The sequence below is a fragment of the uncultured Porticoccus sp. genome, from assembly GCF_913061305.1.
Taxonomy (GTDB): Bacteria; Pseudomonadota; Gammaproteobacteria; order Pseudomonadales; family Porticoccaceae; genus Porticoccus.
Map to the genome: position 1 here is coordinate 18,255 of NZ_CAJXST010000001.1, position 26,590 is coordinate 44,844.

Consider the following 26,590-nt stretch of genomic DNA (forward strand, 5'->3'; position numbering starts at 1 on the left):
CCACAGAGTCCCTCCACGGGGCTACCGAAATTGGAGCAGAGTGCCCGTGGTCCGGGTTTTGACTCAGTCGATGCCGTCATCCCCTGCCCGCGTCCGACTCAAATCTCCCTTCGATATCAGAGTGATATCGGGCTCCTAGGTCATAGTACCTATGCCAAATATCCCCAATTGCCGCCCTTTCGGCCCCTCTAGGTCATTTGCACAATGGCTCCCCGATGGCCATCCACCTATTCTCCAGGCATCACTTTCGATCAATCCGGCACTTTTGAGCGATACCTTTAGGATAGGAGTCCACTATGAAAGCTAAACGTGTTTATGATCTTCCCACCCGGGTGTTTCACTGGCTTTTTGCCACGCTCTTTGTGGTGGCCTTTACCATTAGTAATACCGTCGACGACGAGTCCCTGGTGTTTTCCTACCACATGATCGCGGGGCTAACCCTCTGCTTCCTGGTGGCCTGGCGACTGGTATGGGGCGTCATCGGCACCACCCACGCCCGTTTCTCTGATTTCCCCCTGCACCCCCGGGAACTCGCCGGTTACTTCAAGGGCCTGCTATCCAGGGATCACAAGCTCTGGAGTGGCCACAACCCGGCCTCCAGCTGGGCCGCCGTCACCATGATGGCCTGCGCCGTGGGTCTCGGCATCACCGGCTACCTGATGGCGTCCGGACAGGCGGGAGAAGACCTGGAAGAAGTTCACGAACTGCTCGCCAATGGCTTTCTGGTGATTGTTCTGCTTCACCTGGCCGGAATAGTCCTCCATACTTCGAAACACCGTGACCCCATCTGGAAAAGCATGGTGAACGGCGAAAAACAGCACGTGCCCGACGACAGCGTGCCGGTTCAGGCCCGCCGCATCAGTGGGGTATTTTTTCTGGTGCTGACCATCGCATTTGCCGGTTACCTGCTGCAAAACTTCAACAGCGATACCCGGGAGCTGAACCTGCTCGGTTCGCCACTGCACCTGGGTGAAGCGGAGGATGAAGACGAGCATGAATCCCACGATGATCACGACCATGACGACGACTAGAAAAGCATCATGACCTCCCGGGACCGCGCCATACTGCTTATCACCCTGCTGCTGATCACGGCCATCATCGCCTTTGACCTGGTCACAGACTCCGGTGAAGGCGTTGCCCTCTGGCACCTGCTCGCGGAAGGCGCGGCAGGACTGCTGGGCCTGGGAGGTGTCTTTTACGTGCTGAAGGATATGTTCCGGCTGAAAAAGCACCTTCACCACGAGCGAGAAATTTCCGCCGGCCTGAAACAGGAATCGGAAGAATGGCGCAATCGCTCGAAAACCTATCTGGACGGACTCTCGGAGGCCATCGACCAGCAACTGACCGCCTGGCACCTCACACCGGCGGAAAGGGAGGTGGCCTTCCTTCTGCTCAAGGGCATGAGCCTCAAGGAAATTGCCGTGATACGGGATACCGCGGAAAAGACCGCGCGGGTACAGTCCATGTCGATTTACGCCAAAGCCGGTCTGTCGGGTCGCTCGGAACTGGCGGCATTCTTTCTCGAAGACCTGCTGCCGGCCACGGGCATGGGTGCCAAAGACGCAGAGCAACCACCGTCCGCCTGAATGCCGTGCATTCGACGAAAACCGTAAAGGTCTAAAGAGGTCGGAGTAAATTAATTTTGATCAGCCTAACAGTGATAATGGTTAAAAAATAATCGTTACGACCCCTTTGTTTGTTTGTTTGTTTGTTTGTTTAAAAAGTCTTATCTAACCCCACTTCCACTTGGCGATTTGCTTGCACATAACATCGACCGTCACTCCCTTATAATCGCATCTCTCCAAATGACGCCAACCGAGCTTCTCATAAAGTCTCGAGGCGAACTCGGTGTATAGGTACCAAGCATTAGCATTTGAGCGAACTGCCTCATCCTCGCACCGGGCAACCAATTTGCTAGCTACTCCCTGATGCCGGAAGCCCTCTTTCACATAAACGGCTGCCAACCAAGGGGATAAATTCAGCTTAGTATCCATATCGTTCTGTACCAGCGCAGCCGAACCAATTAGCAGATTCCCTGACATCGCAATAAAGATTGAAGGAATACCCTCTCGTCCCGCAGCTTCAGCGATTGCTTCGATGCGCCCCTCTAGAGTAAGCGACGGATTCAAATGCTTCCACTCCGCATGGTGCAGCGCTGCCAACTCAGCAATGAACTCTTTCCTATCAGCCAGAGGGATAATATCCATAGTATTTGCCTCTTAACGCCCCAGATATGCCCCGGACCTTAAGCGTAGTGAACTTGGGAGCAGAAATGGTTAAAAAACAATCGTTACGATCCCTGTAACGCGATTTTGGAGCTGCGAAGCGGTGGAAAAATTGTTCGGCAACAACCGTTGGTTATGCATTATTCGTAGTGGCTCCAGAGCCTGAGAATTTTCACCACTCGCTCGTCCTCGAGCACTTGGTAAACCAGACGATGCTGAATATTGATACGGCGTGAATAGGCCCCTACAAGGTCGCCAATGAGTTTTTCAAACGGTGGCGGCTTGCGGTATGGATCTTCCGCGATTAAGTCCAATAGTTCCTGGGCTTTTGGTTTGAGGCCGCTGGAGGCCAACTTCTTTGCATCTTTCTGGGCTTGCTTGATGTAAACCAACTTCCATGTCACCAGTCCAACTCCTCATCGCATTCATCCACGGGGGTCTCCATCCCCTCACGAATAGACTCCCGCATACCAGGTACGGAGAGCAGGTAGAGTGTTTCCTGAATGGCTGACCAGTCTTCCTCGGAAACCAGCACGGCTTTGTTCCGCTTACCCATGATGACGATTGGTTGATGAGACTCAGCTGTTTCATCAATCAACCGGTAAAGGTTGCTACGCGCCTCAGTTGCAGTGATTCCGGTCATGACGCACCTCTTGCGTGTTTAACTTTTAACCTATTGTACGTCTTTAGGTACGTACGTCAAGACGAACGTTTTGTATAACGCTTGAGACCAAAGAGGTTGGAGTGAATAAATTTTGATTAGCCTAGCGGTGAAAATGGTTTAAAAATAATCGTTACGACCCCTTTAATTCATTTGTAGTGAGCGCAGCGAACGAAAAATGAGTCCGGATTGACGGCACTGTTAGGCCATGATCTCTCACAGCACCCCCAACGCTTCAAGGCTGGCCTTGCCGATTTCAATGCGTTTGCTCGCGTCGGTTGCCTTCTGAATATCGATATTCAAAGCGAACGCATACACATGATCATCTTTTTTAACCCAGCCGACCCACCAACCGATGCCTGAATCCGGCGCATTCTCCCAACCTGTTTTCCCATACAATCGCCAACTGTCTCCTTGCTCCAGAAGAACGATCTCTCGAACACTCGCCTGAACATCTGCGTGTAGTGGTAGCTGTCCCTGAGCCAGGCTCGCCAGAAATTGGGCCTGCTCGATTGCACTAATCTTGAGCGGTCCTTCAAGCCAGAACGTATCGACGGTTGCGCCTATATTTCCATTTCCATAGCCAAGCTTTAAGACGTTCTCGCGCATTCGCTCCAAGCCAATGCGACGGGCAAGCTCCTGATAGATCGGAACATTGGAGAGCGTGATAGCCTCACGTAGCCCCATGTCTTTTTCCCAGACGGCAAATGACTGAGGCTTACCACCGTAAGGCAGGATCTCATCAACATCCTGTACCGCTTCGACGGCAAGACCGATCAAACTGTTCGGAATTTTAAAGGTGGAAGCGGGAATGAAGCGCACCTTGGAGCGAGCTTGGTTGTGCCCTACAAATCGCCCCGCATCGACATCATAGAGTACGAAGGTTCCCGTCACGCCTGCACGCTTGAATAGCGCCCCAACTTCCGGACTCTCTTTCCACTCTGATGAGTATCCTTGCAGGGAAAAAAGTGCAAGTAATGCGGTGAGCAGTGATTTCATAGCTGTCCTTTCTGTACCTACATTAAGGTCGCATTGCTTTTGTATACTTGATATTCCAGCTCCGCCATGCCGGCACCCATCTGACGAACGGATATTAGGTAAAGACCTGGGGAACAATGGCTTACCCTTACCAAGGGTAGCGGAGCCAATCTGGATGATGACCAAAGGGGTAGGAGTGAATATATTTTGATCAGCCTAGTAGTGGAGATGGTTAAAAAATATTCGTTACGACACCTTTATTTTGACCCCAAATATTAAAAGTCTTATCTGACCCCACTTATTCATGCGCTTTTCCATGGTGGCTAGGGAGACAACTCTTGGTATTGCATCTTCAAAAATCTGTTCTCTTTTGTAAATGCCGCGCGGGAGTAGTCATTAAGCCTTATGTTTAATAATTCTAAATCTGAACTACTAAATTTATCACTATTAATAGTAAGTATGTATTGCCTGCCACTAAGTAAGCCGATATTTTCGCCAATGTAATTAATACTTTTAATTAAAGTGTCTTGGTCAACATCAAAAATATTGTCATGAACTAAAAAGCCAGGGTGATGCTTCGATGTTTCTGGATTTGTCAGCAAGGCAAAGTCATATAGAAAAACTTTTTCTCTGTTGATGCTGTGGCTACCATCCGAGTCAGTGCGAAGTTCAAATTTCAAAACTTCTTTTCGTTTTGAAACTTCAATTTCAAAAGAGCTTCTTCTGTTTCCAAAAATATAATCGTGCATATCAAGAATTGTTCTTTCAAAAGAGTCAATCACTTCTTGTGAATTATTCACATAACTTTCTAATAGATATACTTCACTTTCTCGATCACGTTTTTTTGCTTTGTGTTCGCTGTCGTAATCAGAGTGTTTTTGGATGAATGATGATAAGGCGGAAAACTCTTCAATCTTTTTTTCGTGTATGGCGATTGTTTGCTTTAAGCTGACAAGTAGACCTTCTTGGTCAAGCAATGATATTTTTTCCCTGTACAGCTTGGTGAGTGAAGATATACTTTCTTCGAATACCTTTATTTCTTGTTCTATCGAAGATTTTCTATCATCCATTATGCTTCGCTGAAAGTCGTCAATCTTTTGTTTGAAAGATGTGACTTCATCCAGTTCGCGTTTAATTAAGTCGCCCAAGCCCTCTTTGAACTGATTGTAAAGGTCTGCAACTTCCTGGCCGTCAATATAATTGTCGCCGCGAAAAAGTTTTATTTTTGATAGCTCTGATTTTAGAACGCCTTGCTTTGAGCGTTCTTGTTCTAGTTGATTCTCAATATCAATGATTTCATCTTTTACGGTATCAAAGCCTTCGATATTCTCAAGCCTGTCAATGTCACCCTGAATTCTACGCACTTGGTTTTCCAATTCGTTTAAGTCCGCCTTGGATTCTGATACGTTTTTGCATGTAAGAGCGGTTATATTTTCCTCCATCTTTTTTCTGGCTTTTGAAACGTTTTCCATTTCAGAATATAGCCGCTTGGCTTCACTGTATGGATTAGGATCAACGTGCAGTAAAAAAAGATGCGGCGTGTAGTCGGGTGGTATTCTTTTATTTGTGTCGAAACAGCTAATAATGGACTTAAATTCAGAACCTTCATCACGCATTAATGGGCCCATCATCATTCTAAATGATGGTGGATTTTCATATACTGCGTCTGCAAATAGTAAGGTGCTTAGGTGGTCGTTAGCATCAGAAAGCCTAGAGTAAGATTTTCTTTCGCCGTCTATGATTAGAATCGGGCACTCTTGATCATTTATAACCCGCCTAGAAGTAATGGAGTGACCATTTAATTCAAAGTCTAAACATACGGTTGTATCACGTGATAAATCTTCTTCAGGTATTAGTGATACGCGGCTATCGTTGTGGCGTTTCAGCAAGGCGTAGTTGATGAATTCTACAGCCATGGATTTTCCCACGCCGTTAGTTTTTACATTACCTTCAGTGGTTTCACCTAATATAAGGTTGAACCCTTCTTCAAAAGTAATGGGTTCAAAAACTTCGGGTTCGCTGTAAAGTTTCTTAAGCTGCAACATTTTTAATCAAATATGGTTCGTCGAATTCAACTATATCTAAGGAATACAAGAAAAGCATTCCATAGTAGATGCTTCGTGCCGTTATTTTATTGGTCTTTCTTAAATTCTTTGCCAGATCGAAAATGCTAATTCGACCATCATCACTACTCTGTAGCTGCTTTAATATTTCTGACCCGATAAAGGGGGCTGACTTCATTAAGTCTTCATCTTTTGTGAACAAGTTAGCCATTTGTTACTTCCTTGTTTGGAAATACGTTGCACTTAATTAGATGCTTAACAATATAGAACTGCGCAGCACCAGTATCAGCTTCAAAACCGTTTTCGTTCAACATTCCAATAAAGTTATCAATTAGCTTTTCAAGCGCCTTTTTCGGGTCACCAGCACATTCAGTTAACACCTTATCGCTGTAAACTCGCAAATGTTGAGAAACCCGGCGAATTTTAACCTGACCAATATCTGATTCTTGTTCAACTGAATCAAGAACAGCACCGTAATCCTGATAAAGTGTTAGGAACTCTTGTTTCAAGAAATCTGAATGATCTGAAAAACGTTTATTAATTTTTTCGTCTGGAAATGGTTCAACAAGGAACCCTTCACCAGCTGCGGGGTGTTCTTCGTCACTGATTAGTTCAATTAGCCGTAAAATGGTTTCCACATTACGCGGAAGGCTTTCAGTGGGCTTCATGTATAGCTGCTGATTCAGAAAGTTACTGATTTCCTGAATTTTTGACAGCTCTAAGTTATTGATCATTACAGCCAAGTCACCAATGTCCCATATATCTTCTTTGGTGTTCAGGCGGTAAGTGTCGTCTCCAACAGTTGGGGTAGTGTGTGCGGTCTTCGCTGTGATGTTTAGAATTACTAGACGGTCGTACTTTTCGTACAAGCCTTTTTCAATAAACTTAGTAACGGTGTGTCTTGTTTTGGTAAGTGCTGAAGTAGAAGTCACCTGAATAGCAAACTTATTTCCTTCGTCGCCAAGGTCTATAGCGGCAGCGTTGGGATCGATGATGTTAATGTTGACTAAACCGTAACCAAAAGCCAGATTCAACAGATCGCGATAGAAGTTTTCGGAGTGAACGTTTATGTCCGTAAGGTTCAGTCTATTGTGTACTGTTACCTGAGTAGAAAGCCAAGTAAGCGAGTTGATAACTGATTTTTGATAGTCTTGGCGATTCATCTTACGTTCATTATTTTGGGCGCGTTCATCACACTATACAGTCTTATATAAAGGCTGGCTAAGCTCGAAATCATACGCATAACGCCCGCCATAAACGGCCGAGTGAAACGAGGTCCGGCGACCGCAGGGAGCGAATTTAATGGCTTTGTTACACGTTGACTTTATACTTGAGGTCATTCGCTTCATCCCCTGTCATCCCGCGAAATCCCCACTGATGCGGCTGCTGCTCCTTGATCGTAATTTCAACGTCAATTGACGCTAAGGATAGCTGCGACTCGAGCTCTTGGAATAACGACTTGATAAGAGCCTTTTGAGTTTCCGGCTTCCGGCCGGACATCATGTTGATTTCAATGACTGTATAGGCGTCGCTTCTGCCACCAGGGTAATAGAAATCCTCTCGTTCCAAGGGGATAAATCTATGCGCACGCTTATCTTCCGGCATACCTAGAACAGACTGCATGCAGCCATGAATGACATCCGACAGTTTGGCCTTTATTGGATTTAGCTGGTCCTTGATTCCATAAACTACAATCATGCTATTTCCTTAATACGTGTAACAGTCTGTTAATGAGGCCTTCGGCCTCATAATAATTATTAAAAGGCGGCCACTGTAATATATTATGCTGGCACCCGTAGTCTTCCGTAACACGTTGACCTTCATAACAATCTATACGTCATCAGATGTCCAAAATCTGTTTCAGGGTCGTGTTTGGTTTGCTGGACAAAAAAAGCTGGCAAGCTGAATACGCTGCCAACTCGAAAGGATATTTTTGCAATATCGCTATTACCCTTCCTTTGGTTTTGGTTGCTTCCCGCATGCAGTATTTCACTGCGGCCCTGCAGTCGCAACCGCTGTTAGTGGCCCCATCCACCAACAAATTGATTAACCGTCCCATCCCACCTATCATCTTCACGCTTATCTGAATCCGGAGCCTCCATGAGTTTCAGCCATAATCGCGGCCCTTTTCCCGCCACCCGCCTGCGTCGCAACCGTGCCGACGACTTCTCCCGTCGTCTGGTGCGCGAGTCGGTGCTCACCCCCAACGACCTGATCTACCCGGTATTTGTGCTGGAGGGTGCAGGCCAGCGCGAGGCGGTGGCCTCGATGCCCGGGATCGAACGGCTGTCTATTGATCTGCTGGTGAAACAGGCGCGGGAAATTGCCGGTCTCGGCATTCCCGCCATTGCGCTGTTCCCGGTGACACCGCAGTCCGCCAAGAGCCTGCTGGCGGAGGAGGCCTACAACCCCGACGGCCTCGCCCAGCGGGCGGTGAAAGCCATCAAGGATGCGGTGCCAGAACTGGGGGTGATGACCGATGTGGCGCTGGACCCGTTCACGGTGCACGGCCAGGACGGCATTATCGATAACCAGAGCGGCTATGTGTTGAACGACATCACCGTTGAAACACTGGTGAAACAGGCGCTGTCCCACGCCGCCGCCGGTGCCGATGTGGTGGCACCCTCGGACATGATGGATGGTCGCATTGGTTCAGTGCGGACAGCACTGGAACAGGCCAATCATGTGAATACCCGCATCATGGCTTACTCGGCCAAATATGCGTCCAGTTACTACGGTCCGTTCCGGGACGCGGTTGGCTCAGTGGGTAATATCAAGGGTGGCGACAAGAAAACCTATCAGATGGACCCGGCCAATAGCGACGAAGCGCTGCACGAGTGCGCCCTCGATTTGCAGGAGGGCGCGGACATGATCATGGTGAAACCGGGCATGCCCTATCTGGACGTGGTGCGCCGGGTGAAAGATGAATTGAAAGCCCCCACCTTTGTGTATCAGGTGAGTGGCGAATACGCCATGCATGTGGCGGCGTTCCAGAACGGCTGGCTGAATCGCGAGCAGATCATTCTCGAATCACTGTTGTGCTTCAAGCGCGCCGGTGCCGATGGGGTACTGAGCTATTTTGCGATGGAAGCCGCCCGCCTGCTGAACGACTAGCCAGCGCACCTTTCAACCGGCAATATCCCGGGCAAAAATTGCTTTCAGATAGCTGGTTTCCGCAATGGCCGGATGCACGGGGTGATCGGGGCCCTGCCCGCCCTGTGCAAAAACCTGCAGCTGGCGATGCCGGTGAGCCGCCGCCGTTTTCACGACATCCATTAGCGCCTCCCGCGACAAATGCATGGAACAGGAGGCGGAAACCAGTGTGCCGCCCGGGGCCAATAGTCTGAGCGCCAACTGGTTGATCTGATGATAGGCCTTTTCACCCTGACGCTGATCCTTGCGCCGCTTGATAAAGGCCGGCGGGTCCAGCACCACCAGGTCGTAGGTGCGACCCTGGTCCAGCACGGATTTCATCAGGTCATTGGCCTTGCCCTGCAGGGTGGTAAATTCGCCCCGGTAATCATTGAGAACGGCATTCTCCTGCGCCAGGGCCAGGGCGTCGCCCGACACGTCGATACAGGTAACCGAGCTGGCACCGGCGACGGCCGCCTGCACGCCCCAGCCACCCACGTAACTGTAGACATCCAGCACCGACTTGTCTTTTGCCAGATGCTGCAGGCGCTGGCGGTTTTCCCGATGATCGTAAAACCAGCCGGTTTTTTGACCGGTGAGCAGCGGCGCCATAAAGCGAACACCGTTTTCCTCCAGCTCCACCCGTTCAGGGATGTCCCCGGCCACGACCTCCACGTACTCCGGCAAACCTTCCATGGTGCGAAAAGAGCCCTGGTTGCGCAGCAGGATGCCCGCCGGAGACAACACTTCATCCAGCGCCGCAATCACCTCATCCCGTCGGCTGTCCATAGCCGCCGTGGTCAGCTGTACCGACAGATAATCGCCAAACCGATCGACCACCAGACCGGGCAGCAGGTCGGAATCACCAAAGATCGCCCGATAAAAGGGCTTCTCGAAACACTGCTCACGCAGCTTCATGGCCTGCCTTAGGCGCAGCACAATCAGGTTGCGATCGAGCTGACAGCCCTGCTCCAGAGAATACAGCCGGGCACAGATCAGGGTGGACGGGTTCACCGAGGCCATGCCGACAAAATGCCCTCTGGCATCTTCGACAACGACAACCGCACCAGCCGAAAGGCCTTTCAGCGGGGTCATGTCGGTATTCACCTCATTGCTGTATATCCAGAGGTGGCCCGCGCGCAACCGACGGTCTGCCCCGGTCTTGAGGCGCAAACTGGCTACCGGGCTTTGCTCGACGGGCGATTCAACTGACATGGCTAACTCCAAAAAGAGATAAAGCTACAAACAAAAAGAGCTGCCACCTGGCAGCTCTGCGTGGCGGAAACTGAACCGCCTTGATCCTTGATCCTGCTAACCGACGTTACTAATCGCTGGCCAGATCCTGGTAACTGTCGGCGTCGAGCAGATCTTCCAGCTCATCGGGGTCAGACATTTTCAGCCTGAAGAACCAGCCGTCGTCATAGGGGGAATCGTTGATCGTTTCCGGGGCATTCTCGAGCAGCTCATTAATGGCAATCACCTCACCGGAGACCGGGGCATAGATATCCGAGGCCGCCTTTACTGACTCGACAACCCCGGCGTCATCACCCGCCACCAGCACAGCGCCAATCTCGGGCAGTTCCACATAAACCACGTCACCCAGACTGTCCTGTGCATGCTGGGTAATCCCCACTGTCACAGTGCCATCGCCCTCATCACGGGCCCATTCATGGGTAGGAGCATATTTCAGGTCCCCGGGTGTCTCGCTCATGGTGATCTCCTCGATATTGACGATCTAAAACTGTCGGCGATTCTAAACCCGATCGGGCGCAAACAGAAGTACCGAATCAGCCGAACTCACTATGTCAGGCCCATGGCCTGCCGGATCAGCCGCTTTTTCAGTGGTCCGGCGCCGTTAAACAGGGCCATACCGTCATTGCGCAGCAATCGCAACGGCAGCCTGTCAGATTCAAACAGACGCTTGAAACCCTCCATGGCCGCCATCATCGCCAGGTTCTGTGGCTTGCGGCGGCGCTGGTAGCGCGCCAGCGCCAATCTGTCGCCGGGGGGCAATCCCCGCTGCAATGCCCGCTGCACTTCCTCTGCCAGCACAGCCGCATCCTGCAAACCCAGATTGACACCCTGCCCCGCCAAGGGATGAATACTGTGGACCGCATCTCCCAGCAGGGCGACACCTGGCACCGTGTAATCGACCGCATGGCGCTGCCACAACGGAATGCAGTGACGGCGATCGGCAGCCACCACTTCCCCCAGGCAATGGTCTGCCGCCTGACCGAGGGCCTGACAAAACCCCTGGTCATCGAGCGCCATCAGCGACTCCGCCACCGGGGTTTGTTGAGACCAGACAATGGAGCATTGTCGAGTGTCACCGCCGTCGCCCAACAGTGGCAGAAACGCCAGTGGCCCGGTTGGCAGAAAACGCTGCCTTGCCGTATGGCCGTGGCTCTTTGCTGTGGTCACCGTTGTCACAATCGCATGATGGCCATAATCCCATTGCCGGAGCTTCAGACCACACAACCTGCGAATACCGGAGTTCGCACCATCGGCTGCGGCCACCAGCCCGGCACGGACGGACCGGCCGTCCGACAGGGTCAGAACGGCCATGTCAGAATCACTGCCGGCAATGGTCAGGCCATCGACCACCGCAGGGCACAACAGCTCCACATTGGGCATGTCATCCAACCGCTGCAGCAGCGCCCCGACAATCAGTGCATTCTCAACAATATGACCCAGGTTGGGCTGACGCACATCGGCACAGTCAAATTCGATATGACCGGTGCCATCGGCTTCCCAGATTTTCATACGATGGTAGGCACAGACACGCTGCGCCGCGATCGACGACCAAACGCCCATTTGATCGAACAATTGTCGAGACGATTCCGTCAGCGCCACAACCCGGGGGTCAAAGCTGCTCGAAAGGTCCGGCATCGTAAAGGGACGCGCTTCCAGAACCCCGATGCGCAGTGATTGCCCCCAACTGGACCCGGCGATAAGCACAGCCAGACTGGCACCGACCATGCCGGCACCCACGACGACAATATCAAACGACTTTTCGATCACCTGCTCTTTTTCAGCCACCGGTCGTATTTCCCAACGTATTTCCCAACGTATTTCCCAACGTATTTCCCAACATGGGTGTTCCCCGTGTCTCAAGCCCCATACCGAGCCGGGTAAATTGATGGCGCAGCAGCGGCACCGTGTCCAGCGCCAGCAAACCGGTATTGCGCAACAACGCCATCGGGATGGAATGCATGCCGAACACCCGGGGGAGAAAATCGCTCAACAAAATGGTCTGTTGCTGATCCAGTTGCTGCCGCTGAAGGTACTGTTGCAGCACGCTCAACTCCCCCGGGGCCTGGTGGTTTTCCGCTGCTTCACCCAGTGTCTCCGCCAGCACAGCCACATCGCGCAGGGCGAGATTAAATCCCTGCCCCGCCACCGGGTGCAACGAATGCGCAGCATTGCCGACCACAACCAGGTGCCTGCGCACCTGTTCTTCACTGGTGATCAGACTCAGGGGATACACCTGCCTGCTCCCCACCCGGACAAAGGGACCCAGCCGATAGCCAAACCGCTGCTGTAGCCGGGCGAGAAATTCCGCCTCATCAGCCGCCAGCAATTCAGCCGCCTGCTCTGGCGGCATGGTCCAGACCATTGCACAGCGGTGCTCTCCGGCCATTGGCTGCAGTGGCAACATGGCCATCGGGCCAAGATCGGTAAAGCGCTCATAGGCGATGCCGCCATGATCCAGCTGCAACCCGATATTGGCAACCACGGCAGCCTGCCCATAATCCTTACACCGGGAATCAATCGCCAGCCGTTGACGGGTTTGGGATTGTGCACCATCGGCCACCACCAGCAGATCGGCACTGATCATCTCGACGGCATCCGTGTCATCGGAGGAAACCTGCAACTGCATGCCCCGGCTCGATGGGCTGACAGCCACGACCTGAGCCGGTGCGGTTACTTCCACACCCGGCGCTCGCTGCAGCGCAGCCATCAATACGTCGCCCAGCTGGCGGTTCTCGACCACATAGCCCAGCGCGGGCAGGTTCTGCTCGGCAGCCGTGAGCCGGGCCCTGCCAAAATGGCCCCGGTCGGAGACGTGCACTTGCCGAATCTCAGTGAGGCCGGAATACAGCGATTGCCAGAGCCCCAGCAGCTCAAAAATTTCCCGGCTGCTGTGAGAAAGCGCCGTAGAGCGCCCGTCAAAACTCGGCGACAGGGTTGCAGTGCTTTGCAGGGGGAAGGATTCAATCACCCGAATACGCCAGTCTGCCTTCAGGTGGGACAGCAGCAATGCCAGACTGGCCCCCACCATGCCACCACCGACAATGGCGATATCCACCGCAGATTCAGCGGCAGCGCGGCCCGTCATTTGCCGGCCATCAGAGTTTCAATATCACTGGTTGTCTTGGGCGCATCGGCGCTCAGCACAACCGCACCCGAACCACTCAACAGGATGTCATCTTCAATGCGTATGCCAATGCCCCGCCAGCGCTCATCGACCCGGGGATTATCTCTGGCAATATAGATACCGGGCTCGACGGTCAGAACCATCCCGGACTCCAGTAATCGCCACTCATCGTGCACCTTGTAATCGCCCACATCGTGGACATCCATACCCAGCCAATGGCCGGCGCGGTGCATATAAAAGTCGCGATAGGCCCCGGTTTCCACCAGCTCATTCCGCTCGCCGTCGAGAATACCCAGCTCCACCAGACCGTCAGTGATAACTCCCACCGTGGCCTGGTGAGGTTCATTCCAGTGATTGCCCGGCTTGCAGGCTTTGATGGCTTCAAGCTGGGCCTGCAATACCACGTCATAGATCGCTTTCTGTTCAGACGAGAAACGGCCGTTCACCGGAAATGTGCGGGTAATATCGGAGGCATAGTGCTCCAGCTCACACCCGGCATCGATCAGTACGAGGTCACCACTGGTCAGCTTGGCACTGTTTTCCACGTAGTGAAGAATGCAGCCGTTGGCGCCCCCGCCGACGATAGAGTTGTAGGCCGGGAAACGGGCACCGGCCATGGCGAATTCGTGTTCAATCTCGGCCTGCAACTGATACTCGTACATGCCCGGACCGCAGACCTGCATGGCGCGGCAATGTGCTCTGGCAGAAATACTCGCCGCCGCCCGCATGATCTTCTGCTCACCGGCACTCTTGAACAGCCGCAACTCGTGCAAAAAATGATCGAGATCGACAAGCTCCCCCGGCGGACTGACCCCGGCCCTCGAACGGGAACGGATACTGTTGATCCACTCCATAAGGTGGCGATCGAAAGAGGGGTCCCTACCCATTGCGTAATAGACCTTTTCGCGGCCCTCGAGCAGACCCGGCAGAATATCGTCAATATCGTCGATGGGGAACGCGTCGTCTGCACCGTATTCGCTGCATGCTCCCTCCGGACCAGCCCGGTAGCCATCCCATATTTCGCGCTCGGGATTGCGCTCCCGGCAAAACAGCAGGAACTGGCCCTGTTCGCGACCGGGGATGAGCACCAGCACAGCCTCGGGCTCCGAAAAACCGGTCAGATAATAAAAATCGCTATCCTGGCGATAGGGGTAATGCGTATCCCGATTGCGAATGCGCTCGGCAGCGCCAGTGATGACGGCAATACTGTTATCCGTCATCAGCTCCATAAGAGTCCGGCGGCGGCGGGCAAATTCCTGCTTGCTAATCATATAACTACGGTGTCTCCGGACAGGATCCTGGCGGTAAAAATCTAGTGAAGTGTCGGGGATAGGGGGTCGTCGACTTTCTTGTTCAACTCCGCATAGACCAATAGTACGGCCACCCTGACGTATTCGACCAGCTCAGTATAACTGACTTCGTCTTCTTCACTTTCTTCATCCAGGGTGCCGATCTGGGAAATAGCGGCCAGATCACCCAACGCATCGGCGATATCCCCGGTCAACGTTGTGTCATCGGAAAGCCCGGCGCTACCGAGACCGAACAGGAAACCCTGGCACCATTCTCCCAATGACAGCAGGCGCTGATTCAGCTCCACCTCGTCACCCGGCAGCAAGGGTTGAAACTCATAGGTGCCACTGCTGATCGATTCAAGCGAAAAAAGGTGCAGATCTGGCAATACGTCGCCGAGGTCCTCCACCCGCTCCGTGACCACATCAAGCAACTGGCAGACCATGGTAATTAATTCTTCTCCACCGGCATGCTGGCCACCGCTGATACGACCACACAACAGGCCATGCAACTCGGCAGGGCTACCCGGCAAATTGGCGCGTAAAAACGCATCGGCAATGTCATTAAAATCCATATTCATCTGTACTTCCGGCAAGCAAATGAAGGGGAATCCTACCACCCTTCCCAAGGCCAATCATCCCGCCGTATGGCAGAAATAAAAACCCCAGCTCCCATAACAGGCTAGACAATATTTCTCGAAGCACTGTAAGGATTATTGACCGACGTGTTAGGGCACAATATAGTGGTCTGCAATTATATTCACGGTTGGGTCCATGTCAGAAGATTTACAAACCCTTGAACAGAAAATTGATCGACTGATCAATATCTGTGCGCGCCTGCAGAAAGAAAACCTCTCCCTGCGCGAGCGTGAATCGACCCTTTTAAAGGAACGCAGCAAGCTCCTGGAAAAAAATGAACTGGCTCGCAACCGGGTTGAGCACATGATTGTCAGACTCAAAAACCTCAATAACGAAGGCTGAACCGGATGAACCCGCAGACTGTCAACATCCGCATCCTCGACAAGGAATATCAGGTCAGTTGTCCGCCAGAGGAGCGCGATGCCCTGCTGCTCTCTGCCCGTGCACTGGATGAGCGCATGCGTTCGATCCGCAACAGTGGCGGCGTTATCGGACTGGAGCGTATCGCCGTGATGGCAGCATTGAACCTCACCTATGACCTGTCCAAGCTGGAAGCCCAAACCGCCAGCCATAGCCTTTCCGCTGAAGCCTTTCAGCGCCTGGATCGCAAACTCTCCTCCGCCCTGGAAAGTTTTGAGCCTTCCACCTCCTCCTTTTGACGACTCTCTGAGCTATACTGTCGGAACGCCCTGGGGTGCTTGCCAGTCGACAAGTCCTTGAGCCGATAATCTGTAACCTGGAGGGTAACAGTCTGTACGGTGTGCAAGTCCGCGTGACGGAAAGCCTAAAGTATTGCGTTACCCACCACCTTGAACTTTACGGTTCAAGGCCACATTGACAGCGGCACTTCCGGGGACCCTCCAATCAACACCGAATAAGACCGAGCAGCGATGGACAACAAAGCCATTCGTAAAGAAATGCGTCAAAAACGCCAGTCGCTGTCCGCACCACAGCAAGCCGATGCCAGTCACGGACTTGCCCGGCAATTATGTCGGCTACCGGCTTTTCTGTTTGGCAAGAACATCGCTTTCTATCTGGCCAATGACGGCGAAATAGACCCACTTATAGCGATGGGAATCGCCGAAGCAGCGGGCAAAGCCTGCCATCTGCCCGTACTGCACCCCCTGAAACAGAATCGCCTGCACTTTGTCCGCTACCGCACAGGACAACCGCTGACAGGCAACCGCTTCGGTATAGCTGAGCCACCCCTGCGCCGCAACCGAATCGTTCCGTTGCTGGCTATAGACGTGGTTCTTTTACCTATGGTCGCCTTTGACCGACAGGGCAACCGGCTGGGCATGGGCGGCGGCTTTTACGACCGCACCCTGAGTCAGAGTTTCAGGCTGACCAAATTCATCGGTTTAGCCCACAGCTGTCAGGAAACTGATAGTATTGCTCCGCAACCCTGGGATATCCCATTACAAGCCATCGTTACCGAACGGGATATTATTCAGATTCGTTAGTCCAGTCAGGTCAAGAAGCCTTCTCGATATGCGCAAAACCAAAATTATTTGTACCATAGGACCCGTTACCGAGTCCTACGACATGCTGGAACAACTGGCCAATGCCGGTATGAACGTAGTGCGACTCAATATGTCACACGGCGACCATGAATCCCACGCCAGGGTTATCAAGGCAGTACGAACCCTCAACAAAAAACGCCATCATCCGATTGCCGTCCTGATAGACACGCAGGGTCCTGAAATTCGCACCGGCGACATCCACAATGAGCTCGACCTGAAGCAGGGCGATGAAATCTCGGTGGTTGCGCGGGGCGAGGATGACGTGGAGGCGAGCTCCATCCGCATCAACTATGAAAACCTGATCGACGATGTAGAGATCGGCGATAAGATTACCGTGGATAACGGCCTGATCAATCTCGAGGTTCTCAGCAAGGAAGATCGTGTGATGCGTTGCCGCGTCGTCGATGGCGGCGTACTGAAGAGCAAGCGCCATGTGAATTTGCCCGGCATCAGGGTAAACCTTCCGGCCATTACCGAAAAGGACAAGCGCGATATTGAATTCGCGATCGAACAGGAGGTGGATTTTATTGCGCTCTCTTTCGTGCGCGACGCTGAAGATATTCATCAGCTCCACCAACTGCTCGGGGATAAAGCCGACAAAATCAAGGTGATCTCCAAGATCGAAGACCAGGAGGGCGTCAAGAACGTCCGGGAAATCATCAAAGTGTCGGACGGTTTGATGGTGGCGCGGGGTGATCTCGGAGTGGAGATCGCTATTGAAAAACTGCCCCGGGTACAACGGCGCATTATCCGTCTCTGCGCCCAGGAGGGTAAACGGGTCATCGTTGCCACCCACATGCTGGAATCCATGATTGAAAACCCCATGCCCACCCGCGCCGAAGTCACGGACGTGGCCAACGCCGTCTATGAAGAAGCCGACGCGATCATGTTGTCCGGCGAAACCACCATCGGCAAATACCCGGTTAAATGCGTGGAGATTCTCGATCGAATTGCCCGTTCCATCGAACTCAGCCGGGGCCTTCGCTTTACCGATAACCTGATTCTCAAAAATGACAAGGAAGAGATTGCCGCCGCCGCCGTGAAGCTGGCTGAATCAATCAAAGCCAAGGCCATTATTGTACCCACCCGCCGGGGACGTATGGCAGGTTATGTCACCAACTGCCATCCCCAGGCACCGATTATCTGCGCCTTTACCAACGACAGTCGCACTCGCCGTCAGCTGGTTCTGAACCGCAACGTCCTGAGTTTCCGTATCAACTTCAGTGAAGACCCGGAAAAAACCCTCGCCACAGCGGCCAACATCCTCATTGAACGGGCCGAATTTACCCCGGAGGATCGACTGGTGGTTATTTCCGACGCCCTCGCCGGATCCGGCATTGATGCCATACAGATCCGAAAACTGGGGGATCTGTTGAAAGTGCCTATCGAGTAGCACCAGGCAAGACGATGCTTAAGTTCCGTCGAATACTGGCAACGCTTCTCATCAGCGGGCTCCTCGCTACTGGTGCAGTATTCGGCGACACCGTCAAGCCAGCCAATGTGATTCTTTTTATCGGCGATGGCATGGATGAACACCAAATCACCATGGCGCGCAATTACCTACTCGGGCCGGAAGAAGGTCTCCTGGCGATGGAACAATTGCCAGTCCGCAGTTCTGTCCGGGTACAGACCCTGCTGGAAAACCGACCAGACCGGTTCACTTTTATCGCCGATAGCGCCAACTCCGCGTCGACGCTGGCCACCGGTCAACTCACCAGCATTGGCCGCATTGCCACCAGCGCCGGAACGGACTTCGACCAGCCCACTATCCTGCAGGCCGCCCGCGAATCTGGATTCCTCACCGGGCTGGTCACCACCGCCAGCCTGACCGATGCCACCCCCGCCGCTTTTGTTGCCCATACAGCACACCGCAACTGTCAGGGACCGGAGGATATGAATCGCGCCATCAGCTACGCGCCGCCCTCTCAGCAGTGCGCCATCGACTCGAAACAACAGGGCGGCCCCGGCTCCATCGCAGAACAACTCATTGATGCCCGTGTTGATGTCTTACTCGGTGGCGGAAAAAAATACTTTGCCCAGAAAAATCATTCGGGTGCGCAACTGCTGGATCAGGCCAGGTCTCAGGGCTATCAACTGATCGACCATATCGGCCAACATGATGCGTCGGATCAATCGACCGAGCCACGACTGCTCGGTCTGTTTTCACCGGGACATCTGCCGGTGGAATGGATCGGCAGCGGCAACCGCAAGGCCGAGGCTGTCGAACTGGTCTCCGGAAAACCTGTGTTCGCCGCGCCTTTTGACTGCCTGAAAAACCCCCGACACAACGGCATACCGACACTGGCCCAAATGACCCGAAAGGCGCTTGCCCGGTTATCCAGAGACCCTTCGCGAGGGTTTTTTCTGATGGTCGAGGGAGCATCCATCGATAAGCAGGCCCATCGGCGCAACCCCTGTGGTCAGATTGGTGAATTGAGCGCGCTGGACAGTGCAGTGGCGGTCGGGCGCGAATTTGCCAAACAGCATCCCGGCACCCTGGTCATCGTCACGGCAGATCATGGTCAGGCCAGCCAGATTTTACCCCTGCCCGACAACTATATGGCCTTGACAGAATCGCTGCAAAGTCCCCAATACCCGCCGGGGTATTACGCCGTACTGAAAACCCGGCACGATGATCTGATGGCTGTGGGCTATGCCACCAACGCTCCACCCCAGGGGGGATGGGAACAGCACACCGGGGTTGATGTTCCCGTGTTTCTCGAGGGGATTGACGGGCTGGAAGTTCCAGCGTTGATGAGCCAACGGGATATTTTCCGGTTAATGCGAGAGCATTTGCAGCTGCCCTGAACGGGCCGTCCCGATAACGGTGCTAACCCAGCAAAATGCCGATGCCCAGCAGCACCGGGGTCGACAACACCAACAACACATTCTTGCCCAGGGCAGGCACCATGGCGGGAATATCGCCACCACTACCCAGCAGATCACGGGTAATCATCAGCCCCAGTGGCAGGGTCGCCAATGCCAGCAATGCCGGCCATGGCAACAGGCCAAGTACCACGCCGATCACCACAGAACCGTATGCGCCCAGCAGCAACAACCGGTAGATACGAACACTGGCCACCACCCCCAGCAATACCGGAAAATGACGTCGACCCACCGCCCGATCTGCATCGATATCCGGGAGCTGATTGAGCAATAACAGGGCGTTGACCAGAAAGAACACCGCCCAGCCAACGGATTGTCCAGCGGCGAAAAAATCCCCTGTCAAAACATACACGGTCCCGTTAACCATCAGCAGCCCGAAACCCACACCGGGGGATACCAGGCACGCCATCGGCATTCGGTTTATCAGGCGAGTGTAGGCAACGATAATCAATCCACCCAACAGGCCCAGCGAGAGGATTCCAGGCCCCGCCCGCCATGAAAGGTAGGCGCCGATCAGCACCATGAGGAGAAAGGCACCGATAAAAAGCCACAGCGCAGTGCCCAGCAGGGCAGGCCTGTCAGGCAGCGTCCCGCTACCACCGCTGAACGGCGTTCGATGGGTGATATTATCGAGGCCGCTTTTAAAATCCTGGTATTCGTTGAGCGCATTGACCGCCACATGGGCCGCCAGTGCGCCCACAACAATCAACAACAGCAAATCCAGTGGCAATCTGCCGGTTAGCTGAAAACTGACCGCGGCAGCAGGAAACAGTACCGCCGGCGTCAACAGCAGGAAGGGGCCTCTGGCAATTGCCAACATGGCCTGGAATCGCCGGGCTATCAGCACGCCACATATCCTCCCCGTTTTTCCCCGATGCTAGCTCAGAAAAAACTGGTAAGCGGGATTTTGGGTCTCTTCCTTCCAGGTGTAGCCCAGCTGGTCAAGGAACTGACTCACCAGCTTCTGTTCGCCCAATGGCACCTGCAGGCCCACCAGAACCCGACCGTAGGCAGCGCCGTGGTTGCGATAGTGGAACATGGAAATATTCCACTTCCCTCCCAGTTGATTGAGGAAATTCATCAGTGCCGCGGGCCGCTCGGGAAACTCAAAGCGGTACACCACCTCTTCGGTCGCCTCCGGCGCGCGGCCGCCGACCATATGGCGAATGTGTAGCTTGGCCATTTCGTTGTCGGTCATATCCACCAGCGAATATCCCTTGTCGGTCAGGTCCGCCACCAGTTGCTGACGATCCTCGTCACCGGAGACCTGCACACCGACAAAAATATGGGCCTCGGCGGGATCGCCCATGCGGTAGTTGAACTCGGTAATGTTGCGCTTGCTGAGAGAGGCGCAAAAGGCCTTGAAGCTGCCCGGTTGTTCGGGAATCGTCACCGCCAGAATCGCCTCGCGTTTTTCACCGATTTCCGTGCGCTCGGAGATATAACGAAGCCGGTCGAAATTGATATTGGCGCCGCAATCCACCGCCAGTAGCGTCTGCCCTTTTACCCCGGTGCGCTCGACATATTTTTTCAATCCGGCCAGACCCAGCGCCCCGGCGGGCTCACAAATGGATCGGGTATCCTCAAAGGTATCCTTGATCGCCGAACAGATCTCGTCCACCGACACGGTAATCACTTCATCAATGGTATTGCGGAGTACCCGAAAGGGCTCCTTGCCAATCTGGGCAACGGCCGCTCCATCGGCGAACAGACCCACATGCTTCAAGCGCACCCGACGACCCGCTTTCATCGCGGCATCCAGGCAGGCAGCATCCTCCGGCTCCACAGCGATCACCTTGACTTCAGGTCGCACATACTTAATGTATGCCGCCATCCCCGCCGCCAAACCGCCGCCCCCAACCGCAATGAACACTGCATCGAGGGGACCGGATACCTGCCGTAAAATCTCCATCGCAATGGTGCCCTGGCCGGCAATCACATCGGGATCATCAAATGGGTGGATATACGTCATGCCCTTTTCGGTCACCAGCTTGAGCGCGTAATCCGAGGCTTCATCATAGGTGTCACCCTGCAGGACTACCTTTGCCCCGCGAGCCCGCACCGCATTGACCTTGATCTGTGGTGTGGTGGTCGGCATGACAATGATTGCCTTGACACCCAGTTTTTTGGCGGCCATGGCGAGGCCCTGGGCATGGTTTCCCGCCGATGCAGCGACCACGCCTTTGGCGAGTTGCTCCTCGCTGAGGCAGAGCATTTTGTTATAGGCCCCGCGCAACTTGAAGGAAAACACCGGTTGCAAATCTTCCCGTTTCAGCAGTACCCGGTTACCGAGACGCTGGGACAGTTGTGCGGCCTCATCTACCGGGGTTTCCACCACCAGGTCATAGATACGGGCATTGAGGATACGTTTTACGTAGTTTTGTGGCATTTTTCTGGATACTGTCCAATTATGTGATCAACGGGCAATAGTAAATTTTCCCCTCCGACAACACCAGCGCTGCGGGGGATTATCTGACTTTTCACCCGTTGATCCGTATAATCAGCCACTTCTGAAATCGGGCAAGCAGAACCATGAGCACACCATCGAACAGCCAGGATGCAATGAAACAGGCCGTCGCCGCCGCTGCTGTGGAATTCACGCTGCAACGCATTGACGACAAAAGCACCATTGGCATTGGTACCGGCTCAACGGCCAATGCTTATATCGATTTGCTGGCAGAACACAAGGCCAAAATAACGGGCACGGTTGCCAGCTCCGAGGCCTCAGCCGAGCGGCTGCGGGGCCATGGTATTCCCGTCTACGACCTGAACAGTGTCGATGAGATTACCCTCTATGTGGACGGCGCCGACGAAGTGAACCCCCACCTGGAGCTGATCAAGGGTGGTGGCGGCGCCCTCACCCGGGAGAAAATTGTTGCAGCAGTGGCTCGCGAATTCCTCTGTATTGCCGACCAGTCCAAGTGGGTCGAGCATCTGGGCACCTTTCCACTGCCGGTGGAAGTGATCCCGATGGCACGCAGTCACGTGGCCCGGGAGCTGGTCAAGCTGGGCGGTGATCCGGTCTACCGGCAGGGCGTGAAGACAGATAATGGCAACGTCATTCTCGACGTACACCACCTGTTCCCCATCAGTCCGGTACGCAAACTGGAAGAGCAGATCAACAATATCACCGGCGTGGTCTGCAATGGCCTGTTTGCCCTGCGCCCGGCAGATGCCCTGATGCTGGGCACATCGACCGGGGTCAAGACCGTCTACCCGGTGGACTGATTGCCGTCACCGGCGCTACATCACCTGCAGGGGCGGTTCTGCCATCGCGGCGAACTGCTCGCGCAATTCAAGAATGTGTTCACTCCAGTAACGCACCGTATTGAACCAGGGAAATCCCATGGGGAAGGCAGGATCGCTCCAGCGACGCGCCAACCAGGCCGCGTGGTGAATAATCCGCAGTGAACGGAAAGCTTCCACCAGCTGCAATTCCCGTGGGTGAAAATCAAAGAACTGATTGTAGCCGTCGATAATTTCCGATAATTGTGCCGTCTGGCGATCCCGGCTCCCGGACAACAGCATCCAGATATCCTGGATGGCCGGTGCCATTCGCGCATCGTCCAGGTCTACAAAATGTGCATTGTCATCACGCCACAGGATATTACCGGCATGGCAATCCCCATGAACCCGGATATAGTCGATGGGACCGGCATTCGCAATCGCTTGATCCACCGCCTGGAGCAGATCCCTGACCAGCGAGTCGTAAGCTTCCTTTAGCTCGGAGGGAATAAACTGTTCGCTGACCAGCGCCGCGGCCTCATGGCCAAAAATCCTGCTGGTCAGGGTTGGCCGATGCACAAAGGGGCGCACCGCCCCAACGGCGTGGATACGCCCCAGCAATTTACCAAGCAAATAGAGATTATCGAGATTATCCAGCTCCGGACCATACCCTCCCCTCCTCGGATACAGCGCAAAACGGTAGTCCTTGTATTCGAACAGGCTGCGGCCCCGGTCATCGCGAATGGGGGCAACCACAGGCAGCTCATGGGCTTCCAGCTCAAAACAGAACTGATGCTCCTCGAGGATCTGCTCGTCGCTCCAGCGAGCGGGGCGATAAAACTTGCCAATTAACGGCTGGCGATCCTCAATACCGATCTGATAGACCCGATTTTCATAGCTGTTGAGGGGGAATTGCCGCCCATCGCAGTGATAACCTATGCTCTCCACCGCATCCATGACAATCTCGGGTCCGAGCCGATAAAACGGCTGCTCCTCAGGATTGACAGCGTGACTGACATCCCGCTGCTCATCGCTGTTCATGAGGATTGGACACTGTGGTCGGTGAGTAGCTGCCCGTTGGCTCGAACAACCTTGGCAAAAAAGAGCAGCCCCAACGCCCAGAACACCACGCCTGCCCACGGCAACCACTGCAGGGACGGCTCACTGACCAGTGTCGCCGACACCATTATTGCACCCACAATGGCAAGCAGGGGTATAGTCAGAATCAGTGGTGAGAACTGTCCACTGCTGTCCAGTTTCGCCAGCAAACCCATCAGATAGGCTGCGACAAAAAACCCGGCCGCACCCAGCAGACCGTACGCCGTGAGATAACCGGTTTTGTCCGGTTTAACCTGCAATAACACAACGGCCACCAACACCAGCACCCCCGCCATACCAACCGGCAGCAAAAAACCCCGGCGGGCCGCCAAAATTGCGCCCAGCAAAGCACCGAACACCCTGGCCAGCAACAGCAACATGATCGCCGAGGCGCCCAACCCCAGTGCCGGCTGCGCTGTTTCGAACTGCAGTTGATGCGACGACCAGAACAGGCCACATCCCAAAAAGATCAACAAACCGGCTATCGCCACCTGAAGCAACTGCCGGTCGGCCCGACTGTTGCGGCTGCTGAGCAAGCTCAGGCGTTTGGCACCGCTGGTCGGCAACAGGCGGCTCAGCAATACCGTCAGAAATGCCAGCCCGGCCAGCGCCAATAATACCTGCTGTGAGTCGGCACCCGGCGCAAATGACGGCACCAAAAAAGTCAGTCCTGCCGCCATCAGGGCCTGGACAAAAAGTGCCCAGGCAAAACTGCTGACCGGTTTCACCGTATCGCCCAGGCAACTGACCACCACACTCAGCCCCAAACCGGCAAACAGGCCAGCCAGACCATGGCAGACCATCAGCCACAGGGCGCCGGATACCAGCGCCGCTGCCAGCAACGCGAAGGCAGAGCCGAGTCCGCCAATCAACACCAACCGCCGCCAATCGCCCAAACGGATAAAAAATACTGCCAACCCCGAGGCCAGCATAGCCCCTGCCGAAAAAAGTCCCGGTAACAGCCAGCGATTCAACGACGCAGCCGCCGCCATATCTTGCTGAAAATAGGGCAATGCCTGCCAGTAAAATGACAGACACAACCCCACCAGTATGGCTGTCAGGCGCACACTGGAACGGTTCACATCCACACGTTTCTTTTCAAACAGAATTGAAGACATTTCCGGTATCCGCTCCTCGCTTTGAAAGGTGGGTACTTTGCTGCCTGCAGAAATAAATGTCCAGATGGATTTACTGCGATGGGACGACTGGCCGACCTGGCTGTAGTGACATCAATTTGTCACAGCAAATTCATTTTTCTGACATGGAGGCTTGCTAGCCTCGTCAGCGAATATGAAAAGAAATGAAAAGGAAAAAGCCATGAATAAGGTACAACAAACAAAACCGAACGAACCGTCTATCAATAACTTGATGCGCGAACAGGCCGCCAACTTCTTTGTTGAGGTAACCGGCTCCGGCGAACGCATTTACCACTGGACTGATACCCGGGTGGATATGTTGTCCAGCACCAAGCTTTGGGAAATTTTGCGTATCTCGGAAATACCCGGCTGTGATCTGGAAGCGGCTTTTATTGATGCGATTACCGATGAGCTGATTCGCCGCACCGATTATTTTGACGGTCGTCCACGGCTGCCAAGGCACTGACTGGCAGAGCCTGGAGTTCCGTTAACGGCCATCTTCGGGGGCAGCAACACTATTCGCTGCACAAGCCCACGAATTCAAACCGCTTCATCGTTACCCCACTCCGTTCGATCATCTCGTCGAACATGGCCAGCGGACGAACCCACAGCTGGCTCTCGCCATAAAGTGGCCGATAGACCACATGCCAGTCACCGGTTTCACTGTGACGGGCCAAACCGGTCACCTCATACAAGTTACCCTTGAAATGTCGGTAACGCCCCAGCGGAATCAATGTCCCGTCACTCCAAAGAACTTTGAACCCGAGAACTTTGGCCTAGAGGATCTTAAACTAAAGGATTTCGAGGGTCTTTTCTGCGGCACTGACATCCACCTTACCCTCAGGCTCTATCGCCAGATGAGTCACCACACCATCCTCTGCAACCAGGGCAAACCGCTGGCAGCGCATGCCCATGCCGTGACCAGTGGCATCCATCTCGAGACCCAGTTTTTTGGTGAGTTCGCCGTTGCCATCGGCCAGCATCAGTAGCGCGTCGGCATTCTGGTCTTTGCTCCAGGCACCCAGCACAAAAGCGTCATTGACCGCCATACAGACAATGGTATCGACTCCTTTCGCCTTGATGCGATCCGCGTTGGTCACATAGCCCGGCAGGTGGCTGAGAGAACAACCGGGGGTAAATGCCCCCGGCACGGCAAAAAGCACAACCTTTTTACCCTTGAAAATATGATCAGTGGTGATATCTTCCGGTCCCTTTTCACCCGGAGTTTTGAGGGTCAAAGCGGGGATAGTGTCGCCAACAGAAATAGTCATAACTACACCTTTATTATCCATAATAGAAAATTTGATCCGGCACACAAAACCGAAAAGAGAAAGGATTCGGCATGGAACGCCGGATA

The 26,590-nt window shown here is 53.8% G+C and carries 30 protein-coding genes and 1 other RNA gene; 11 read left to right on the top strand and 20 right to left on the bottom strand.

Translation table 11 applies throughout. The features are described 5' to 3' along the window. Positions 1-296 precede the first annotated feature (296 nt). Positions 297-1,031, top strand: coding sequence for a cytochrome b/b6 domain-containing protein (locus tag QZ516_RS00085; protein WP_297184610.1), 735 nt, complete (start codon positions 297-299; stop codon positions 1,029-1,031). 9 nt (positions 1,032-1,040) lie between these two features. Beyond that, complete coding sequence (locus QZ516_RS00090; RefSeq protein WP_297184612.1) at positions 1,041-1,586, top strand: helix-turn-helix transcriptional regulator; 546 nt, start codon at positions 1,041-1,043, stop codon at positions 1,584-1,586. A gap of 144 nt (positions 1,587-1,730) precedes the next feature. Here the strand turns inward: QZ516_RS00090 and QZ516_RS00095 are convergent, their stop codons facing one another. The 8 genes from QZ516_RS00095 to QZ516_RS00130 form a co-directional block, all read right to left on the bottom strand. Continuing rightward, on the bottom strand, positions 1,731-2,207 hold the full coding sequence (locus tag QZ516_RS00095; protein ID WP_297184614.1) for a GNAT family N-acetyltransferase: 477 nt from the start codon (positions 2,205-2,207) through the stop codon (positions 1,731-1,733). Between the two features lie 158 nt (positions 2,208-2,365). After that, complete coding sequence (locus QZ516_RS00100; RefSeq protein WP_297184616.1) at positions 2,366-2,629, bottom strand: Txe/YoeB family addiction module toxin; 264 nt, start codon at positions 2,627-2,629, stop codon at positions 2,366-2,368. Further along, complete coding sequence (locus QZ516_RS00105; protein ID WP_095611664.1) at positions 2,626-2,868, bottom strand: type II toxin-antitoxin system Phd/YefM family antitoxin; 243 nt, start codon at positions 2,866-2,868, stop codon at positions 2,626-2,628. Before QZ516_RS00105 ends, QZ516_RS00100 begins: the two co-directional genes overlap by 4 nt. 234 nt (positions 2,869-3,102) lie before the next feature. Then, positions 3,103-3,885: a class D beta-lactamase gene (blaOXA, locus tag QZ516_RS00110; protein ID WP_297184618.1), complete on the bottom strand. Its 783-nt coding sequence runs from the start codon at positions 3,883-3,885 to the stop codon at positions 3,103-3,105. A gap of 302 nt (positions 3,886-4,187) precedes the next feature. Then, positions 4,188-5,909: a DUF2326 domain-containing protein gene (locus QZ516_RS00115; protein WP_297184621.1), complete on the bottom strand. Its 1,722-nt coding sequence runs from the start codon at positions 5,907-5,909 to the stop codon at positions 4,188-4,190. Continuing rightward, on the bottom strand, positions 5,896-6,138 hold the full coding sequence (locus tag QZ516_RS00120; RefSeq protein WP_297184623.1) for a hypothetical protein: 243 nt from the start codon (positions 6,136-6,138) through the stop codon (positions 5,896-5,898). The genes QZ516_RS00115 and QZ516_RS00120 overlap by 14 nt, the downstream gene beginning before the upstream one ends. Beyond that, positions 6,131-7,090 carry an SMEK domain-containing protein gene (locus QZ516_RS00125; protein ID WP_297184625.1) on the bottom strand — a complete coding sequence of 320 codons (960 nt, stop codon included), beginning with the start codon at positions 7,088-7,090 and terminating at the stop codon, positions 6,131-6,133. Before QZ516_RS00125 ends, QZ516_RS00120 begins: the two co-directional genes overlap by 8 nt. 148 nt (positions 7,091-7,238) lie before the next feature. Then, positions 7,239-7,625, bottom strand: a complete 387-nt coding sequence (locus QZ516_RS00130) for a tautomerase family protein (RefSeq protein ID WP_297184627.1) — start codon at positions 7,623-7,625, stop codon at positions 7,239-7,241. A 402-nt stretch (positions 7,626-8,027) separates the two neighbouring features. Here QZ516_RS00130 and hemB point away from each other — a divergent pair, with 402 nt between their 5' ends. After that, positions 8,028-9,041 (top strand): porphobilinogen synthase, encoded by a 1,014-nt coding sequence (hemB, locus tag QZ516_RS00135; protein ID WP_297184629.1) that lies wholly within the window; start codon positions 8,028-8,030, stop codon positions 9,039-9,041. Between the two features lie 12 nt (positions 9,042-9,053). Here the strand turns inward: hemB and QZ516_RS00140 are convergent, their stop codons facing one another. From QZ516_RS00140 to QZ516_RS00165, 6 genes are all read right to left on the bottom strand, one after another. Beyond that, the gene (locus QZ516_RS00140) at positions 9,054-10,274 is read right to left on the bottom strand and encodes a class I SAM-dependent rRNA methyltransferase (RefSeq protein WP_297184631.1); all 1,221 of its coding nucleotides are present in this window, start codon (positions 10,272-10,274) and stop codon (positions 9,054-9,056) included. Between the two features lie 109 nt (positions 10,275-10,383). After that, the gene (gene gcvH / locus QZ516_RS00145; protein ID WP_297184633.1) at positions 10,384-10,770 is read right to left on the bottom strand and encodes a glycine cleavage system protein GcvH; all 387 of its coding nucleotides are present in this window, start codon (positions 10,768-10,770) and stop codon (positions 10,384-10,386) included. Between the two features lie 89 nt (positions 10,771-10,859). Beyond that, a complete protein-coding gene (locus QZ516_RS00150) occupies positions 10,860-12,098 on the bottom strand; it encodes a UbiH/UbiF/VisC/COQ6 family ubiquinone biosynthesis hydroxylase (protein WP_297184634.1) in 1,239 nt (412 codons plus the stop codon). Beyond that, complete coding sequence (gene ubiH, locus QZ516_RS00155) at positions 12,091-13,398, bottom strand: 2-octaprenyl-6-methoxyphenyl hydroxylase (RefSeq protein WP_297184636.1); 1,308 nt, start codon at positions 13,396-13,398, stop codon at positions 12,091-12,093. Before ubiH ends, QZ516_RS00150 begins: the two co-directional genes overlap by 8 nt. Further along, positions 13,395-14,708 carry a Xaa-Pro aminopeptidase gene (pepP, locus tag QZ516_RS00160; RefSeq protein ID WP_297184638.1) on the bottom strand — a complete coding sequence of 438 codons (1,314 nt, stop codon included), beginning with the start codon at positions 14,706-14,708 and terminating at the stop codon, positions 13,395-13,397. The genes ubiH and pepP overlap by 4 nt, the downstream gene beginning before the upstream one ends. A 41-nt stretch (positions 14,709-14,749) precedes the next feature. Continuing rightward, positions 14,750-15,307 carry a UPF0149 family protein gene (locus tag QZ516_RS00165; RefSeq protein ID WP_297184640.1) on the bottom strand — a complete coding sequence of 186 codons (558 nt, stop codon included), beginning with the start codon at positions 15,305-15,307 and terminating at the stop codon, positions 14,750-14,752. A 193-nt stretch (positions 15,308-15,500) separates the two neighbouring features. On the opposite strand from QZ516_RS00165, the gene QZ516_RS00170 reads away from it, so the two are divergent. The 6 genes from QZ516_RS00170 (at position 15,501) to QZ516_RS00195 (ending at position 19,696) form a co-directional block, all read left to right on the top strand. Next, the gene (locus QZ516_RS00170; RefSeq protein ID WP_036858713.1) at positions 15,501-15,707 is read left to right on the top strand and encodes a TIGR02449 family protein; all 207 of its coding nucleotides are present in this window, start codon (positions 15,501-15,503) and stop codon (positions 15,705-15,707) included. 5 nt (positions 15,708-15,712) lie between these two features. Further along, a complete protein-coding gene (locus tag QZ516_RS00175) occupies positions 15,713-16,024 on the top strand; it encodes a cell division protein ZapA (RefSeq protein ID WP_036858714.1) in 312 nt (103 codons plus the stop codon). 24 nt (positions 16,025-16,048) lie between these two features. Then, a non-coding RNA gene (gene ssrS / locus QZ516_RS00180) (6S RNA) lies at positions 16,049-16,225 on the top strand. A gap of 30 nt (positions 16,226-16,255) precedes the next feature. After that, positions 16,256-16,828: a 5-formyltetrahydrofolate cyclo-ligase gene (locus tag QZ516_RS00185; RefSeq protein WP_297184643.1), complete on the top strand. Its 573-nt coding sequence runs from the start codon at positions 16,256-16,258 to the stop codon at positions 16,826-16,828. Between the two features lie 28 nt (positions 16,829-16,856). Beyond that, complete coding sequence (pyk, locus tag QZ516_RS00190; protein ID WP_297184645.1) at positions 16,857-18,281, top strand: pyruvate kinase; 1,425 nt, start codon at positions 16,857-16,859, stop codon at positions 18,279-18,281. Positions 18,282-18,295: 14 nt separating this feature from the next. Beyond that, a complete protein-coding gene (locus tag QZ516_RS00195) occupies positions 18,296-19,696 on the top strand; it encodes an alkaline phosphatase (protein ID WP_297184647.1) in 1,401 nt (466 codons plus the stop codon). A gap of 22 nt (positions 19,697-19,718) precedes the next feature. Here the strand turns inward: QZ516_RS00195 and QZ516_RS00200 are convergent, their stop codons facing one another. Both QZ516_RS00200 and ilvA read right to left on the bottom strand, forming a co-directional pair. Beyond that, complete coding sequence (locus QZ516_RS00200) at positions 19,719-20,621, bottom strand: prenyltransferase (protein ID WP_297184649.1); 903 nt, start codon at positions 20,619-20,621, stop codon at positions 19,719-19,721. A gap of 30 nt (positions 20,622-20,651) precedes the next feature. Continuing rightward, positions 20,652-22,163: a threonine ammonia-lyase, biosynthetic gene (gene ilvA, locus QZ516_RS00205; protein WP_297184652.1), complete on the bottom strand. Its 1,512-nt coding sequence runs from the start codon at positions 22,161-22,163 to the stop codon at positions 20,652-20,654. A gap of 143 nt (positions 22,164-22,306) precedes the next feature. On the opposite strand from ilvA, the gene rpiA reads away from it, so the two are divergent. After that, positions 22,307-23,002, top strand: coding sequence for a ribose-5-phosphate isomerase RpiA (gene rpiA / locus QZ516_RS00210; protein WP_297184654.1), 696 nt, complete (start codon positions 22,307-22,309; stop codon positions 23,000-23,002). A 15-nt stretch (positions 23,003-23,017) separates the two neighbouring features. Here the strand turns inward: rpiA and QZ516_RS00215 are convergent, their stop codons facing one another. Both QZ516_RS00215 and QZ516_RS00220 read right to left on the bottom strand, forming a co-directional pair. Next, the gene (locus QZ516_RS00215) at positions 23,018-24,040 is read right to left on the bottom strand and encodes a serine/threonine protein kinase (RefSeq protein WP_297184656.1); all 1,023 of its coding nucleotides are present in this window, start codon (positions 24,038-24,040) and stop codon (positions 23,018-23,020) included. Continuing rightward, positions 24,037-25,215, bottom strand: coding sequence for a hypothetical protein (locus tag QZ516_RS00220; RefSeq protein ID WP_297184658.1), 1,179 nt, complete (start codon positions 25,213-25,215; stop codon positions 24,037-24,039). Before QZ516_RS00220 ends, QZ516_RS00215 begins: the two co-directional genes overlap by 4 nt. Positions 25,216-25,414: 199 nt before the next feature. Here QZ516_RS00220 and QZ516_RS00225 point away from each other — a divergent pair, with 199 nt between their 5' ends. Then, positions 25,415-25,699 carry a hypothetical protein gene (locus tag QZ516_RS00225; protein ID WP_297184660.1) on the top strand — a complete coding sequence of 95 codons (285 nt, stop codon included), beginning with the start codon at positions 25,415-25,417 and terminating at the stop codon, positions 25,697-25,699. A 49-nt stretch (positions 25,700-25,748) separates the two neighbouring features. Here the strand turns inward: QZ516_RS00225 and QZ516_RS00230 are convergent, their stop codons facing one another. Further along, positions 25,749-25,967, bottom strand: coding sequence for a DUF1653 domain-containing protein (locus QZ516_RS00230; protein ID WP_297184661.1), 219 nt, complete (start codon positions 25,965-25,967; stop codon positions 25,749-25,751). Positions 25,968-26,024: 57 nt separating this feature from the next. After that, positions 26,025-26,504, bottom strand: a complete 480-nt coding sequence (locus tag QZ516_RS00235) for a peroxiredoxin (RefSeq protein ID WP_297184663.1) — start codon at positions 26,502-26,504, stop codon at positions 26,025-26,027. Between the last annotated feature and the right edge of the window lie 86 nt (positions 26,505-26,590).